Source organism: Microbulbifer aestuariivivens (assembly GCF_039545115.1).
GTDB lineage: Bacteria > Pseudomonadota > Gammaproteobacteria > Pseudomonadales > Cellvibrionaceae > Microbulbifer > Microbulbifer aestuariivivens.
In genome coordinates this window covers 51313-66765 of record NZ_BAABRT010000003.1, presented here as the reverse complement: position 1 = coordinate 66765, position 15453 = coordinate 51313, and the positions used below count along the sequence as shown (strand labels likewise).

Annotated in this window: 17 protein-coding genes; 6 read left to right on the top strand and 11 right to left on the bottom strand. The window is 61.7% G+C overall.

Annotation, left to right across the window (positions count from 1 at the left end; all coding sequences use genetic code 11):
* Positions 1-19: 19 nt before the first annotated feature.
* The 9 genes from ptsN to ABEA58_RS02570 all read right to left on the bottom strand — a co-directional run bounded on the left by ptsN (position 20) and on the right by ABEA58_RS02570 (position 7296).
* Complete coding sequence (gene ptsN, locus ABEA58_RS02610; RefSeq protein WP_345548587.1) at positions 20-481, bottom strand: PTS IIA-like nitrogen regulatory protein PtsN; 462 nt, start codon at positions 479-481, stop codon at positions 20-22.
* 3 nt (positions 482-484) lie between these two features.
* Positions 485-775: a ribosome hibernation-promoting factor, HPF/YfiA family gene (gene hpf, locus ABEA58_RS02605; RefSeq protein ID WP_345548585.1), complete on the bottom strand. Its 291-nt coding sequence runs from the start codon at positions 773-775 to the stop codon at positions 485-487.
* Positions 776-964: 189 nt separating this feature from the next.
* Positions 965-2443, bottom strand: a complete 1479-nt coding sequence (locus tag ABEA58_RS02600; protein WP_345548583.1) for an RNA polymerase factor sigma-54 — start codon at positions 2441-2443, stop codon at positions 965-967.
* 222 nt (positions 2444-2665) lie between these two features.
* The gene (gene lptB, locus ABEA58_RS02595) at positions 2666-3391 is read right to left on the bottom strand and encodes an LPS export ABC transporter ATP-binding protein (RefSeq protein ID WP_345548581.1); all 726 of its coding nucleotides are present in this window, start codon (positions 3389-3391) and stop codon (positions 2666-2668) included.
* A gap of 64 nt (positions 3392-3455) precedes the next feature.
* Positions 3456-4055 carry a lipopolysaccharide transport periplasmic protein LptA gene (gene lptA, locus ABEA58_RS02590; protein ID WP_345548579.1) on the bottom strand — a complete coding sequence of 200 codons (600 nt, stop codon included), beginning with the start codon at positions 4053-4055 and terminating at the stop codon, positions 3456-3458.
* Positions 4042-4608, bottom strand: coding sequence for an LPS export ABC transporter periplasmic protein LptC (lptC, locus tag ABEA58_RS02585; RefSeq protein ID WP_345548577.1), 567 nt, complete (start codon positions 4606-4608; stop codon positions 4042-4044). The genes lptA and lptC overlap by 14 nt, the downstream gene beginning before the upstream one ends.
* An 81-nt stretch (positions 4609-4689) precedes the next feature.
* Positions 4690-5229: a KdsC family phosphatase gene (locus ABEA58_RS02580; protein ID WP_345548803.1), complete on the bottom strand. Its 540-nt coding sequence runs from the start codon at positions 5227-5229 to the stop codon at positions 4690-4692.
* Positions 5230-5288: 59 nt separating this feature from the next.
* Positions 5289-6260, bottom strand: a complete 972-nt coding sequence (locus ABEA58_RS02575) for a KpsF/GutQ family sugar-phosphate isomerase (RefSeq protein ID WP_345548576.1) — start codon at positions 6258-6260, stop codon at positions 5289-5291.
* Positions 6261-6327: 67 nt separating this feature from the next.
* Positions 6328-7296 (bottom strand): calcium/sodium antiporter, encoded by a 969-nt coding sequence (locus tag ABEA58_RS02570; protein ID WP_345548574.1) that lies wholly within the window; start codon positions 7294-7296, stop codon positions 6328-6330.
* Positions 7297-7551: 255 nt separating this feature from the next.
* On the opposite strand from ABEA58_RS02570, the gene ABEA58_RS02565 reads away from it, so the two are divergent.
* The 5 genes from ABEA58_RS02565 to hisD all read left to right on the top strand — a co-directional run bounded on the left by ABEA58_RS02565 (position 7552) and on the right by hisD (position 11934).
* Complete coding sequence (locus ABEA58_RS02565) at positions 7552-8202, top strand: MlaC/ttg2D family ABC transporter substrate-binding protein (RefSeq protein ID WP_345548573.1); 651 nt, start codon at positions 7552-7554, stop codon at positions 8200-8202.
* Between the two features lie 87 nt (positions 8203-8289).
* Positions 8290-8523, top strand: a complete 234-nt coding sequence (locus ABEA58_RS02560; protein ID WP_345548571.1) for a BolA family protein — start codon at positions 8290-8292, stop codon at positions 8521-8523.
* Between the two features lie 11 nt (positions 8524-8534).
* The gene (murA, locus tag ABEA58_RS02555; RefSeq protein ID WP_345548569.1) at positions 8535-9797 is read left to right on the top strand and encodes a UDP-N-acetylglucosamine 1-carboxyvinyltransferase; all 1263 of its coding nucleotides are present in this window, start codon (positions 8535-8537) and stop codon (positions 9795-9797) included.
* 111 nt (positions 9798-9908) lie between these two features.
* On the top strand, positions 9909-10547 hold the full coding sequence (gene hisG / locus ABEA58_RS02550; protein ID WP_345548567.1) for an ATP phosphoribosyltransferase: 639 nt from the start codon (positions 9909-9911) through the stop codon (positions 10545-10547).
* Between the two features lie 82 nt (positions 10548-10629).
* Entirely contained in the window at positions 10630-11934 is a 1305-nt protein-coding gene (gene hisD, locus ABEA58_RS02545; RefSeq protein ID WP_345548565.1) for a histidinol dehydrogenase, read from the top strand.
* A gap of 369 nt (positions 11935-12303) precedes the next feature.
* Here hisD and ABEA58_RS02540 read toward each other — a convergent pair whose 3' ends face one another.
* Positions 12304-13446, bottom strand: a complete 1143-nt coding sequence (locus ABEA58_RS02540) for a S1C family serine protease (protein WP_345548563.1) — start codon at positions 13444-13446, stop codon at positions 12304-12306.
* Between the two features lie 123 nt (positions 13447-13569).
* On the opposite strand from ABEA58_RS02540, the gene sat reads away from it, so the two are divergent.
* Positions 13570-14760, top strand: a complete 1191-nt coding sequence (gene sat / locus ABEA58_RS02535) for a sulfate adenylyltransferase (RefSeq protein WP_345548561.1) — start codon at positions 13570-13572, stop codon at positions 14758-14760.
* Positions 14761-14910: 150 nt separating this feature from the next.
* Here sat and ABEA58_RS02530 read toward each other — a convergent pair whose 3' ends face one another.
* Positions 14911-15369, bottom strand: a complete 459-nt coding sequence (locus ABEA58_RS02530) for a Z-ring associated ZapG family protein (protein ID WP_345548559.1) — start codon at positions 15367-15369, stop codon at positions 14911-14913.
* Between the last annotated feature and the right edge of the window lie 84 nt (positions 15370-15453).

Genomic DNA, 15453 nt, shown 5'->3' with positions numbered 1-15453 from the left:
TGCTGCGGAATGGCGTTGATTATGCAGCGGCAGAGCTGTCGATGGCCAGCGCGTAAAGCTCGTCGCCGGTTTCGGCCGCGCGCAGTTTGTCGCGCACGCGGCTGTCGCTGAAGAGGCCCGCGATCTGCGCCAGGGTGTCCAGGTGTTCCTGTTCGTGGCCCTCCGGCACAAGCAGGGCGAACAGGAGGTCTACCGGCTGGCGGTCTGCGGCGTCGAAGTCGACGGCGGGGTCGGTGGTGCAGAGCACACCGATCGGATGTTCGCACCCGGGCAGGTGGCAGTGCGGGATGGCCACCCCCTCACCAATGCCCGTGGAGCCCAGGCGCTCACGGGCGATCAACTGGTTGAAAACAGTGTCGGAATCGAATTGTGGATATTGTTCTGCAATGGCCTGGGCGATATTCAACAGCAACTTCTTCTTGCTGCTCCCCGCCAGATTACAGAGGCTCAGGCGGGGAGAGAGTAATGCATCCAATGTCATAAGCTAGCGGTGCTTGCGCAACTTCTCTTTATGTTTCAACAGCTGGCGGTCGAGCTTGTCGGTCAGGCCGTCGATCGCCGCGTACATGTCATCCGCCTCGGAGTTGGCGAAGACTTCAGACCCGTTGACATGCATCAGGGCCTCCGCGCGCTGGACTTCCCTGTCGATCGACAGGGTAACCTGCGCAGTGGTGATCAGGTCGTTGTGGTGAACCAGCTTGTCCATTTTTTCGAGACAGTAATCACGAAGAGCTGGGCTTACATCCAGGTGACGGCCACTGATGTTGATCTGCATGGAAATCTCCTCAAAGAGTGTATCGCTTTCCGGCGCTACCCCCTTCAGGGCGGCAACCCTACTAGGAAGTTCGCCAGATTGGAAGGATACACTCAAACTTCGCGCTTCGGTTGTCACGCCCGTATGAACGGGCGCCAGAGGGCTGTGACCGCCGGCATAAGTGCGGTCAGGATTTGGCTTTGGGAAGGGTCAGACCAGGCGCTTGCGCTCGCTGGATGAGGGAATACCCATGGACTCCCGGTACTTGGCCACGGTGCGCCTCGCGACCTTGATGCCCTGGCTGTCCAGCTCCTGGGTAATTTTGTTGTCAGACAGCGGTTTGCGCGGCGGTTCGGCGTCGATCAGTTTGCGGATCAGGGCGCGGATGGCGGTGGAGGAGGCGTCTTCACCGGAGTCGGTGCTCACATGGCTGGAGAAGAAGTACTTGAGCTCGAAAACCCCGCGAGGTGTGAGCATAAACTTCTGCGTGGTCACGCGGGAGATGGTGGACTCATGCATGCCGATGCTCTCGGCGATGTCCGCCAGCACCATGGGGCGCATGGCTTCCGGGCCCTGTTCGAGGAAGCCCTGCTGTTTTTCCACAATGCTGGAGGCGACCTTGAGCAGAGTCTCGTTGCGGCTCTGCAGGCTCTTGAGGAACCAGCGGGCTTCCTGCAGGTTGTCCTTCAGGTAGCTGTTGTCGCTGGAGTTGTCGGCGCGCTTGATCAGCGAGGCGTAGCTGCTGTTGATGCGCAGCTTCGGGGTGGTTTCCGGATTCAGCTCCACCAGCCAGCGCTGTTCGCGGCGGCTGACGATAATATCCGGCACCACATACTGGGTCTCCTCGCCACTGAAGCCCTCACCCGGGTGCGGGTTCAGCGTCTGGATAAGGCGCACCACATCGCCCAGCTGCGCCTCGCTCAGGCGGGTGCGTCTGCTCAGCTGGCGGAAGTCGCGCTTGCCGAGCAGCTCCAGGTATTTGTCCACCACCAGCTTGGCCTCATCCAGCCACGGGGTGCCGGGAGGCAGTTGGCGCAGTTGCAACAGCAGGCATTCGCGCAGGTCGCGAGCGCCGCAGCCGGCGGGCTCGAACTGCTGGATGGTTTTCAGTACGGCGAGCAGCTCGTCTTCCTCGACCTGCAGTGCTGCGGATAGCTCTGCGGTGGGGGTCTGCAGGAAACCGGCGGGGGAGATATCGTCGATCAGTGTCTCGGCGATCTGCTTGTCTTCGGCGGAAAGGCCGGTCAGGTTGAGTTGCCACAGCAGGTGGTCGGCGAGGCCGATACCGGCGGCGTTGCGCTGCTCGAAACCGCTGTCCTCGCTATCCTGGCTGCCGCTGTAGCTGCCAGAGCCGTAGATGTCGTCCCACTGGGTATCCACGGGCAGGTCGGTGGGGATGTCGGAGTTCCACTCTGGCTCCTGTTCAGGGGCGGTGGATGCCTCTCTCTGGTCGTGTTCGCGCTCGCGCTCGGCGCTGGTTTTAGACTGGCTGTTTTCGTCCGTTGTGCTGTCGCCGCTTCGGTCGCCGAAATCCTCGCCATCAACTTCCAGCATGGGGTTGCTGTCCAGCGCGGACTGCACTTCCTGCTGAAGGTCGAGGGTCGACAGCTGCAGCAACCTGATCGCCTGCTGAAGCTGCGGCGTCATGGTCAGCTGGGTGCCGAGTTTTAACTGCAGGGACTGCTTCATACGGTGGGCTTACACGCGTTCGGCGGATGAATCGACTTGAACGACGCAACAGACTACCCCCCGTCTGAGCGGATTACAAGCAATAACTATGCCTACTATTTACGGGCAATCTGCGGTGAAAGTTGCGGTGAAAGTTGCGGTGAAAGTTGCGGTGAATAGGCGCGGTGAAGGCGGGAGTTGCGCCCCACGGCGCAACAGTGCGATACGGGGCGCGGGTGCGCGTCAGATGGTGAATTCGTGTCCCAAATACACCTCGCGCACCTGCTGGTTGGCAAGCACTTCGGCGGGGCTGCCGGCGGCGATGATATGGCCCTCGCTGACGATATAGGCCTTCTCGCAGATATCCAGCGTCTCGCGCACATTGTGATCGGTGATCAGTACGCCGATACCGCGGTCGCGCAGGTGGCGGATGATCTGCTTGATGTCGTTGACCGAGATGGGGTCGACACCGGCGAAGGGTTCGTCCAGCAAGACGAAGTCCGGGTCTGTGGCCAGCGCGCGGGCAATTTCGACCCGGCGCCGCTCGCCCCCGGAGAGGGCCATGCCGAGGCTGCTCTCTATGTGGGTGATGTGGAACTCTTTCAGCAGTTCCTCCAGGGCATCCTCCCGCTGCGTGCGGGACAGGTCCTTGCGGGTCTGCAGGATGGCGAGAATGTTGTCGCGCACGGACAGGCGACGGAACACTGAGGCCTCCTGCGGCAGGTAGCCGATCCCTTTGCGGGCGCGACCGTGCATGGAGAGACGGGTGATGTCCTCATCATCGATGAGCACCTGGCCGGCATCGGCCTGTACCAGCCCCGCGATCATGTAGAAGCAGGTGGTTTTGCCGGCGCCATTTGGGCCCAGCAGGCCCACGACCTGGCCACTGCTGACCTCGACGGAGACGTCCTGAACCACCTTTCTTTTCTTGTACTGTTTGGCGAGGTGTAGCGCTCTCAGCCTTGGCATAGTGAATTCCGCAGTCTTGATGGTCTGTGCCCGGGGGCAATTGGGTGGGGCGGGTACCTTATTCTCAGGGAGTGTCTTGTGCCTGCGGGTTCTGCACCGCTGGAACCTCGCCTCCCTCTTGTCCCTCTTGTCCCTCTTGTCCCCCTGGGGGTTGGCCCGCCACTTTTTTCTCCGGCTGCCAGATCATCTCCACGCGGCCGTTGCCGGACTGTCCCTGAGCCTCGATCTGCTCGCTGATCAGGTCGTAGTCGATCTTCTCGGCGGACAGGGTGTTGCCGTTGCGATCCACCTGGGCATCCCCGGACAGCTGCAGTGCGTCGGCATTGACGCGGAATTCGATGCGGCGGGCCTTGGCTTTAACCGGCGTCTGGCTCTGCTGTACCTGCTGCTGGAAATGCGCGGGCTCGCCGGTGGCGACCACTTTCTGGATTTCGCCCTCGGCGGTGCCGTGCACCTCGACGCGATCGGCGAGAATCCGCAGGCTGCCCTGGGAGATCTGCACGTTGCCAATATAAACGAACAGGTTATCGGCCCGGTTGCCGTCGAAATGCTCGGATTTCACCCGGATGGGCTGGTTGCGGTCTTCCGGCAGGGCGAGGGCCTGGGCGCTCAGTACCAGCAGGGCAAAGGCGGCGATGGGCCGCATCAGATTATTGGTTTTCATAGATGCTCTGTACCTCGGAGAGGATTTCCACCCGGTCTTCTTTCAGGTAGGCGCGCAGGCCGCGGCCCTCGGTGCGGTTGGCGCCGGCCGCAATCTTAACAACTTTGTCGGTTTCGGCGAATTCCTCGCGCGGTTTGATGGTAATGGCGGCAGTCTGCAGGTGTATGCCGCCGGCTTGTGGCAACTCCCAGATATTCACGTCGCCGCGCAGTACCACCCGCTCCCCGTTATTGTAGGCCACCCCGGTTTCGGACTCGGTGCGCCAGCGCGGTGACTGCCCCTGATAAAACACAATGCGCGGCTGATCCAGATTGGCCCGGTCGCGACGGGCGAACTGGAAGTAGGTGACGCTGTCGGCATCCAGGCGGTAGGCGAGGGTGCCCTCGGGGCTGAAGTGGCGGGTCTTGGCTCCGCGGATGATCAGGTCCGCCGCGCGATCGAATTCCTTTGGGGTCGGTCGCTTGCCGAGTAATTGCTGCGGCGGGCTCTCGGAGAACCAGAGCCCCACGCTGATCAGGGCGACGACGATAGCCAGAGGTAGCCAGGTGCGCATTGGGGCGTCTCCCAGTAGCCGTATAGGGGCCGTATAGTGGCCGTAGAGTTAGGGGCCGTAAAGTTGTGGCCGCGGTGCCGGTCAGTCGGCGGAATGCAGGTAGGGGGCCAGCGCCGCGTCAAAAGTGCCCTGGGCTTTCATGATGCGATCGCAAACCTCGCGCACAGCGCCCTCGCCACCCCGGGTGTCGGTAACCCAGATGGCCCGCTCGCGCACGGCGGCGGCGGCGTTGGGTACCGAGATAGGGCAGCCCACCCGGGTCATCACCAGGAGATCGGGGTAGTCGTCACCCACATAGGCGATGTCTTCCAGCCGGTAACCCTCATCGCCGAACAGCTCCTGCAGGGCGGTGAACTTGTCTTCGCGCCCCTGGATCAGCTTGTGCACGCCCAGGTCGTGTGCCCGGCGCTCCACCACGCTGCTGCGCCGGCCGGTAATGATGGCGACCTGTACCCCGGATTTCTGCAGCATTTTGATGCCGTGGCCATCGAGGGTATTGAAGGTTTTCAGTTCGTTGCCGTTGTTATCGAAAAAGAGGCGGCCATCGGTGAGAACGCCGTCCACATCCAGTACCAGGTGGCGCACCTGTGCGAGTTTGTGATCGAGCTGCTCGGCGTCTATTAAGTGTTGTTTATTGTGTTGTGAATGCTGTTGGCTCACGGGGTTTGTTCCTTAATTGCTCAGATGACGCCGGCGCGGAGTATATCGTGCATATGCAGCAGACCGATGGGATGGCGGGCTTCATCCTCTACCACCAGCGCGGTAATACGGTTGTCCTCCATGATGCGCAGTGCTTCCGCCGCCAGGGTATCTTTGGACACGGTTTTTGGCCGGCGGCTCATGACCGTGTCCATGGTGGCGGTATCCAGCTCGATCTTGTGATCGATAACACGGCGCAGGTCGCCGTCGGTGAAAACGCCAAGGAGAGTGCCCTTGTTATCCACCACGGTGGTCATGCCGAAGCCCTTGCTGGTCATTTCCAGCAGAGCCTTGGAGAGGGGAGTTTCCGGTGAAACCTGCGGCAGCTCTTCGCCGGCGTGCATGACATCTTCCACTTTGAGCAGCAGTCGCCGGCCCAGAGCGCCACCGGGGTGGGAGAAGGCAAAATCCTCTGCCGTAAAGCCGCGCGCCTCCAGCAGCGCCACGGCCAGGGCGTCGCCCATGACCAGAGTGACGGTGGTAGACGAGGTGGGCGCCAGGTTCAGCGGGCAGGCCTCGGTGGCCACGGAGATGTCGAGATTCACATCGGCGGCCTGGGCCAGCGGCGACTCCGGCTTGCCGGTCATGCTGATCATGGGGATGCCCAGTCGTTTCAGTAGCGGCAGCAGGGTCATCACCTCGGCGGAAGAGCCGGAATTGGAGATGGCGATCACCAGGTCCTCGCGGGTGATCATGCCCAGATCGCCGTGGCTCGCCTCGCCGGGATGCACGAAAAAGCTCGGGGTTCCGGTGCTGGCGAGGGTGGCTGCAATCTTGCCGCCCACATGGCCCGACTTGCCCATGCCGGTAACAATGACGCGCCCGCGGCACTGCAGGATCAATTCGCAGGCGGTCTTGAAGTCAGCGTTGATGCGTTGCTCCAGCGCGGCTACCGCTTCGGTTTCCATCAGTACGGTGCGCTGGCCCGCTTGTAAGATCAGGTCCTGGGTCATTACTTTTCTCTTCAAACCGCCTTTGTTGATTGTAGGAATTCCGCTCGCACTGCCGCTCAGTAGCCGATCAAAAGTTGTGCAGCAACAGTCCGTAGTAGGCGCCGTAGCAGCCCAGCAGCAGGGCTCCATGCCCGCGGCCTAGGCGCGCGTCGCTGGGGTGGCGCCACAGGCTGTAGGTGATGGCGCTGACCAGCAGCAGCGTCATCGCCAGCATGGCCAGGTAATCACGCGAGAAGACTGCCGGCTGTATATCCAGGGGGGCGATGATACCGGGTACAGACATTACTGCCAGAATATTGAATATATTGGAGCCAATGATATTGCCGATGGCCAGATCGAAATGGCCTTTAACCGCGCTGGCGACCGAGGTGGCGAGTTCCGGCAGGCTGGTTCCCACCGCCACCACGGTGAGGCCGATAACCAGCGGGCTGATGCCGGCAGCGGCGGCGAGTTGGCTGGCGCCCCATACGAGAATATCGGCGCTGGCCAGCAGTATCGCGAGTCCGAGGCCGAACCAGAAAAAACCGCCTGCCGCTGTGTAGTCTCGGACCTCCACATCCTCCTCTTCGCTGCCGTGGTGGCGCTTTTTCAGGCGCACGGTCACCCATAGCAGAAGAATAATCAGCGCGAGCAGGAACAGCCCTTCGGCAGCGCTGAGGCGGGCGTCGTGCAGTATAAAGCCGGCCAGGACGGTGACCATCAGCAGGGCGGGGATTTCCTGCCCGAGCAGGTGGCGCTGTAACGGAATGGGCGCGATAAGTGCCGTCACGCCCAGTACCAGGCCGATATTGGCGAGGTTGGAGCCGAGCGCGTTGCCGATGGCCAGTTCACCCGCACCCCGTTGGGCCGCGCTGGTCGCCACCATGATTTCCGGGGCCGAGGTGCCAAGGGCGACGATGGTGAGGCCAATAACCAGTTTTGAGAGGCCCAGGCGCAGAGCCAGTGCCGCGCTTCCCGCGACAAAGCGGTCCGCGCCCCAGACAAGCCCCGCCAATCCGGCCAGCATTGCCAGTGCCGCCAGCCACACTTCCGGCATGCTAACCTCAAACAATGAATTAGGTGAAAAGTGAGAGATGCGCGTGTGCCCGGCTGTCATTGACGCCTCAACACCCGCGGGGGCGGTCATGGTATAGTCTGCCGCCGCCGCTGTCAGCCTTACCCGCGCCCGCAAGCGCTGGGACAGGTCCAGGACGGGGAGTGGGGCTGATCCAAGAAGGAGAAGTGGCAGTACTGTGGCACTTTAAGGCGCTGTTTGCGCTCAAGGAACGATTCGCCAAATGGGAGATACTTTGTGAACGCATTTTCTGAAACGGGCCGCCAGTCGCCGGCCCTCTGGGTACAGGCCGCTCTGTGTGCGCTGCTGCTCAGCACCTGGGTTCCGGCGGCAAGCGCCGCGCAGAATCCTTACACCGTGATTGAGGGAGTATCCCAGGAATTGCTGGGGGTGATCCGCTCGAATTCCGAATATCTTAATTCAGACTCTCAGCGCTATTACAACGCCGTCGAAAGAGTACTGGACCCGGTGGTGGACTTTGACTTCATTGCCCGCGGCGTGATGGGCGGCTATGCCAAGCAGGCCACCCCCGCGCAGCAGGCGCGCTTTGCCAGTGCTTTCCGTCGCGATCTGGTGGCCACTTTCGCCCGCGGAGTGGCGAGCTTTGGCGATATGGATGTGCGCGTCGTCAATCCCGGCTCCATGCCGCAGGGCAATCGCGTCAACGTGTTGCAGGAAGTGCGCAGTAACGAAGGCCTGACCAAGGTCTCCTACACATTGGTGCGCAACCGTGCCGGGCAGTGGAAGCTTATTAATGTCATTCTCAATGGCGTGAACCTGGGCAAGACCTTTCGCAGCCAGTTTTCCCAGGCCATGCAGACCCATGGCGATATCGATAAGGTGATCGCGAACTGGTCCGCAGATCAGTCTGCCGATCAGGTCAGCTGAGTGCGTTGCCGGTTCGCGCGGCTGCGCGGACCGGCGGTTTCCAGTACACTGCCGCGCTGTTTTGCAACTCAACTTCGTACCCCGCCTATGCAACCTGAAGAAATCAAAGCCCTGATCGAGGGGCATATTCCAGACAGCCAGGTCGATGTCACCTTCGAGGGCAGCCACCTGATGCTCACCGTGGTCAGTGCCTCCTTCGAAGGGCTCAGTCGCCTGAAGAAGCAGCAGCTGGTCTACGGCGCGCTTGGCGACAAGATTGCTGACGGCACCCTGCACGCGGTGCAGATGCAGACGCTCACGCCAGCAGAAGCCGGACAGTAGGCCCCACGCACATGGACAAACTGATAATCGAGGGCGGCGGCCCCATTTCCGGCACGTTGAAAATTTCCGGTGCCAAGAACGCGGCGCTGCCGATTCTGGCGGCGGCTCTGCTGGCGGATGGCCCGGTACATATCCATAACCTGCCGCACCTGAATGACATCACCACCATGATCACCCTGCTGCGGTGCATGGGCTGCGACGTCACCATTGATGAAAAACTCGGCGTGGAAATTGATCCGCGCTCTGTCAACGACCTGACGGCGCCCTATGAGCTGGTAAAGACCATGCGCGCGTCGATCCTGGTGCTGGGGCCACTGCTGGCCCGCCACGGGGTGGCCAATGTGTCCTTTCCCGGCGGCTGCGCCATCGGCAGTCGCCCGGTGGATATCCACCTCAAGGGGCTGGAGGCCATGGGCGCCGAGATCACCATCGACGAGGGTTTTATCCGCGCCCGCTCCAATGGCCGCCTGAAAGGCGCCAACATTGTGATGGAGAAGGTGACCGTCGGCGGTACCGAAAACCTGCTGATGGCGGCGGTGCTGGCGGAAGGGACGACTGTCCTGCACAACGCCGCCCGCGAGCCGGAGATCGTCGATCTGGCGGAATTTCTTATCGCCATGGGCGCCCAGATCGAGGGTGTGGGCACGGATACCCTGCGTGTACATGGCGTGCCGAGGCTGAACCCCTGCACCTTCAGCGTCATGCCGGACCGTATCGAAACCGGCACCTTCCTGGCGGCCGCCGCTGCGTCCCGTGGCAAGGTGCGCCTTACTCATACCCGCGCGGACATTCTCGACGCGGTACTGGTCAAGTTCGAGGAGGCCGGTGCCCACCTGAGCACCGGGGGCGACTGGATCGAGCTGGACATGAAGGGTAACCGCCCCAAGGCGGTGAGCTTTCGCACCGCGCCCTATCCCGCGTTTCCCACCGACATGCAGTCCCAGCTGATGGCGATGAACGCCGTTGCCGAGGGCAAGGCGACGGTGGTGGAAACCATCTTCGAGAACCGCCTGATACAGGTGCACGAGCTGAACCGTATGGGGGCCAATATCACCCTCGAGGGCAATACCGCCATCGTAACCGGGGTGGAGAAGCTCAAGGGGGCTCCGGTGATGGCCTCGGACCTGCGGGCCTCGGCCAGCCTGGTGATCGCCGGTATGATCGCCGAGGGCACCACCGTGGTAGACCGGATTTACCATATCGACCGCGGCTACGAGTGCATCGAGGAGAAGCTCCAGCAGTTGGGTGCCCGCATTCGCCGGGTACCCGGTTGATAGCCTGAGATCAGCGGCCGTCGCGATCTTTCCGGCGCCGCGCGGCCTGTTCGCGCGGTGCAAATGACAACAACGACTATTCACTCAGATTAAGTGCCATAAGCAAGTGCCATGCAGATCACCATCGCTCTGACCAAGGGGAGAATCCTCAAGGAAACCCTGCCGCTGCTCGCCGCTGCGGGGCTTGAACCGGCGGAAGATATTTTCAGCAGCCGCAAGCTCATTTTTCCCACCAATCAGGACGGCGTGCGGCTGTTGGTACTGCGCGGTTCCGATGTGCCGACCTATGTCCAGCACGGGGCTGCCGATATGGGGGTGGCGGGTAAAGACACCCTGCTCGAGCACCGCACCGACGGTATCTATGAGCCGCTGGATCTGGGCATCGCCCGCTGCCGACTGATGACCGCGGGCATTCGTGGCGCCAGCCTGCCCCAGGGCCGTATCAAGGTGGCCACCAAGTATGTGGAGAGCGCCCGCCGTTACTACGCCGCACAGGGGCGTCAGGCGGATATCATCAAGCTCTACGGTGCCATGGAGCTGGCGCCGCTGATGGAGCTTGCGGATGAGATCGTCGATATTGTCGATACGGGCAACACCCTCAAGGCCAACGGACTCGAGGCGCGGGATACCATCGCCCAGATCAGCAGTCGGCTGATCGTCAACAAAGCCTCCATGAAAATGAAATACCAGCCGATCCGCGCGCTGATCGACAAGCTTTCCGCCGCCGTGGCTGCGGAGTCCGCAGCCTGATCGGCGCCGCTGTGGCTTTGCGTCCGTCAGCGGATCAACAGAATAGTTAACCAGCAGTCAGTACAAGAGCAGGGTTGCCAGCATGCCCGTCATTCGCCAGTTAGACAGTCTCGCCCCGGATTTCGATGCCCAGCTGGAAATGCTGCTGGCCTGGGAATCGGTGGCGGATCGGCGAGTCGAGGAAACCGTCAACGAGATTATCCGGCAGGTGCGCCAGCGGGGTGATGCCGCGGTCATCGACTATACAAACCGCTTTGACCGCCGGCAGTTGCAGGCGGCGGCGGACTTCACCCTGTCGGCATCCGAGTTGCAGGCGGCACTGGAGCGGATTGAGCCAGAGGCTCGCGACGCTCTGCAAGCCGCCGCCGAGCGCGTGCGCACCTATCACAACCATCAGCGCCAGGAGTCCTGGCAGTACCGTGAAGCGGACGGCACCGTGCTGGGCCAGCAGATCACCGCCATGCAGCGGGTGGGGATTTATGTACCCGGTGGCAAAGCCAGCTATCCCTCTTCGGTGCTGATGAACGCGATCCCCGCCAAGGTGGCGGGAGTCGATGAAGTCGTGATGGTGGTGCCGGCGCCCGATAATCAGATCAGTGACCTGGTACTGGCGGCGGCTGCCATCGCCGGCGTGGACCAGCTGTTTACCATCGGCGGCGCCCAGGCCGTAGCGGCACTGGCCTATGGCACCGATGCGGTGCAGAAAGTGGATAAAATTGTCGGCCCGGGCAATATCTTCGTCGCCTCGGCCAAGCGCGCGGTGTTTGGCCAGGTGGCCATCGATATGATCGCGGGCCCGTCTGAAATTCTGGTGATCTGCGATGGCGCCACCGATCCGGACTGGATCGCCATGGACCTGCTCTCCCAGGCGGAGCATGACGAGCAGGCGCAGTCTATTCTGGTCAGCCCGGATGGTGCTTTTCTCGAGGCGGTGGCGCTCTCCCTGGAAAAATTGCTCGCTGAGCTGCCGCGCCGCGACATCGCCGCCACTTCGCTGGCGGAGCGGGGCGCATTGATCGCGGTGGATTCCATCGAATCGGCCATCGCCATTGCCAACCGCATCGCGCCGGAGCACCTTGAAGTGTCTGTGGACGAGCCGGAGCGCTACCTGCCGATGATCCGCAATGCCGGCGCCATTTTTATGGGACGCTATACCGCGGAGGCATTGGGTGACTACTGCGCTGGCCCCAACCACGTACTGCCCACCAGCGGGACGGCCCGCTTCTCATCGCCGCTCGGGGTTTACGATTTCCAGAAGCGTAGCTCCATCATCCACTGCTCCCCGCAGGGCGCGGACAAACTGGGGCGTGTGGCGGCCACCTTGGCCCGTGGCGAGGGACTTGAGGCCCACGCACGCTCCGCCGAATACCGGGTGGAGAAGGGGTAAAGGCGTCGGTAAGGTGAGGCCGCAAGGCATCAGGGGGCGATGCTGCGAGCGGCTTGGCGTTTAGCGGTGTAGCAGCATACATGCATGAAGTCTGGAGCGAAGCCTGTAGTGAGGCCCATAGTGGGGCCTGGAGTGAGGCCTAGCTAGATGGAAGCCTAGAGTGAAGCCGGAGAGAGACGGGCAAGCCCCAAAAGCGCACAGATTCCCGAGGTGGCGGAAGTGCCCGACCGCCTCAGCTGCTTAACGCCCGCTCAATCGGCCACGTCCCTGGCGCGCCTACGCACTCTTCCCTGTTGTTCCTGTGTTGTTCCTGTGCTGCTCCTGTCGCTCAGTTGGTGACAACTGGGCCAAGATTGCAACGGTGCCCGGTCAATTGCCCCGTCGCGGTTTGGGCTCTTCCGAAACCCTGGCGTTTACCGTGCGCGGCTCGCCCTCGCGAATATAGGTAATGGCCACGGTATCCCCCGGTCGCAGGGTGGCCATCGCCGCCACGCCGCGTTTGCCGTCATTGATGGGCAGCCCATCGATATGGGTGATAACGTCGCCGGGCTGCAGACCCGCCTGGTGGGCCGGTCCCTGGTTGTAAATCGCGGTGATAATCACCCCCGCGCTTGAGCCAAGGTTAAACGCCCGCGCCAGCTGCGGGGTGACTCCCTGCGCCTCGATCCCCAGCCAGCCGGGTACTACACGGCCGTATTCGATAATGTCCTGCATCACCTTGAAGGCGATATTGGCGGGAATGGCAAAGCCGACACCGCCGGCATAACCGCTCTCACTGAGCTGAGTGGTGTTGATGCCAAGCAGTCGCCCGCGCGCGTCCACCAAAGCGCCGCCGGAGTTCCCTGGGTTGATCGCCGCATCGGTCTGCAGGAAATCCTGTAAATAACTGCCGGTGCCGCCGGCGCCAAGATTGAGCGCCCGATCACCCATGGCGCTGATGATGCCCTGGGTTACAGACTGACCGACCCCCAGTGGATTGCCGATGGCGAGCACCACATCCCCCACTTCCGCCCGCTGGGGGTCGCCTACCTCAATGGCCGTCAGGCGCGGCAGGTCCACCCTGAGTACCGCCAGGTCGAAATCCGCATCGCTGCCCACCAGTTCCGCCAGGGCTTCCCGGCCATCGGCAAGCAGTACCACGATGGCGTCGGCCTGATCGATCACATGGTGGTTGGTGAGGATATAGCCCTCGTCATTAACGATAACGCCCGACCCCAGGTTGGACTCCATGCGCTGGCGCTGCTGTGGGTCCATTCGTCGCAGCAGCAGGTGGAAAAAGGGATTGTTGGCCTGGGGGTGGCTGGAAAGCGGGATGCGGCTGTAAATATTGACCACGGCCGGGGCGGCTTTCTGCACCGCTGCGGAATAGGAAACCGGGCCCTGCCAGGGGGCTTCAGGGGCCGGGCGGGAGTCACCGCGGAGCTGTGGAAACAGCAACAGAATCGCGGTGGCCAGAACCAGCCCGATGACAGCGGGGCCGGCCCAGTCTTGCAGGAAACGTTTTGGGGACACGCAGAACTCCTCGATTGGCCCGCCATTATACATGCGCGGTCGTCGTTGGTGATTTGCGCCAGATCCGTATAATGGCGGGTCGAAAAATTAGACCGCCACCGCATTTTCTTGTTGGAGACTCCTATGACCCTGGTTCGGCCCCACGGCAGCGCGCAGCTGCAACCACGCTTCGTTTATGACAGTGAGCGACACCACGAGCTGATGCACGAGGCGGAGTCTCTGCCCTCGATTGTGATCAGTTCGGCAGCTGCGGCCAACGCGGTAATGCTCGGGGCGGGTTATTTCAACCCGCTGCACGGCTACATGAATTTGGCGGATGCCATGAGTGTGGCGGAGACCCTGCGTACGGTGGATGGCCTTTTCTGGCCGGTGCCGGTGCTGAATATGGTTGAGGATGCCAGCGCGATCGAGGGCGCCAGCCGTATCGCCCTGCGCGACCCGAACATGGAGGGCAATCCGGTTCTGGCGGTGATGGATGTCGAAGCCATTGAGACGGTGAGCGACGAGCAGCTCAACACCATGGCGGAGCATATCTTCGCTACCGTGGACGACAAGCATCCCGGTGTCGCGACCTTCAAATCCGCTGGCCGCAAGCTGATTTCCGGCTCCATCGAAGTGTTGAACTTCAGCTACTTCCAGAGTGATTTTCCCGACACTTTCCGCACTGCGGTGGAGATCCGCAATGAATTTGTCGAGCGCGGCTGGAGCAAGGTGGTTGCCTTCCAGACCCGCAACCCCATGCACCGCGCCCATGAAGAGCTGTGCAAAATGGCCCTCGAGGATGTGGATGCGGATGGTGTGCTGATCCACATGCTGCTCGGCAAACTGAAGCCCGGTGATATTCCCGCGACCGTGCGCGATGCCTCCATTCGCAAAATGGTGGAGCTGTATTTCCCGGCCAATACCGTCATGGTGACCGGGTACGGCTTTGATATGCTGTACGCCGGCCCGCGTGAAGCCGTCCTGCACGCGGTGTTCCGCCAGAACTGCGGTTGCAGTCACCTGATCGTCGGGCGTGACCACGCCGGAGTGGGGGATTACTACGGCGCATTCGACGCCCAGACCATTTTCGATGAGAAGGTGCCGGAGGGCGCGCTGGAAATCGAAATTTTCCGCGCGGATCACACGGCCTACTCGAAGAAGCTGAATAAAGTCGTGATGATGCGGGATGTGCCGGATCACACCAAAGAGGATTTTATCCTGCTGTCGGGCACCAAGGTGCGGGAGATGCTGGGTAACGGTATTGCCCCGCCGCAGGAGTTCTCCCGTCCGGAGGTGGCGCAGATCCTGATGGATTACTACCAAAGCCTCTAAGCGCGGGAGCCTAGAGGTTAAGGGCCTCTAGGCATAAGAGCCTCTAGGCAGAAAAGCCTTTGGGAGGATACGAAAAGGGCGGGTATTCAACCCGCCCTTTTTATTGGTCCGAATGTGTCAGCAAAGCTGCGCTGTGGCAGCGTTTCGCTGTCAGCGGTTGCTCGCCGTCTCCGCACCTTCCTGGGGTTCTTTGTCGAGGCCGAAATCCTCTGACAGTGTGCCCTTGGCGCCGGGTTCTTTGGGGGCCCAGTCGCGAGGCGGGCTGACAGACTTGAGGGCCTCTTCGTTTTCGCTGAGCTTGCCGCTGCCGGCTTCAAGCATCTGGCGACCAATGTCCTGGCTGGACAGCCGCATGGCGCTGTTGGCCAGGTATTCGTGTACTTCCCGGTAACTTTCGGTCAGGTTCTGGACCAGTTGCGAAGTCTGGTCAAAGTGCTCGTTCACCTGCAGCTGGAAGTCCTCAAGCTTTTTGTTGGCCTCATGCAGTCGGGCTTCCAGCTCCTGGCTGTTGTGCTCCCCGGAGCGGGTGCGCACGGCGAGGAATGCGAGCAGTGTGCCCAGCGCTACGCCGAGGATGCCTACCAGAATCAAAACCGATGTTGAGTGCACGAAGAATTCTCCTCAAAGTTGACAGTTCACCCGCCGTCCATGACGACCCCGGCATTATACGCTATCCGGGTGCTTTGGGCGGTC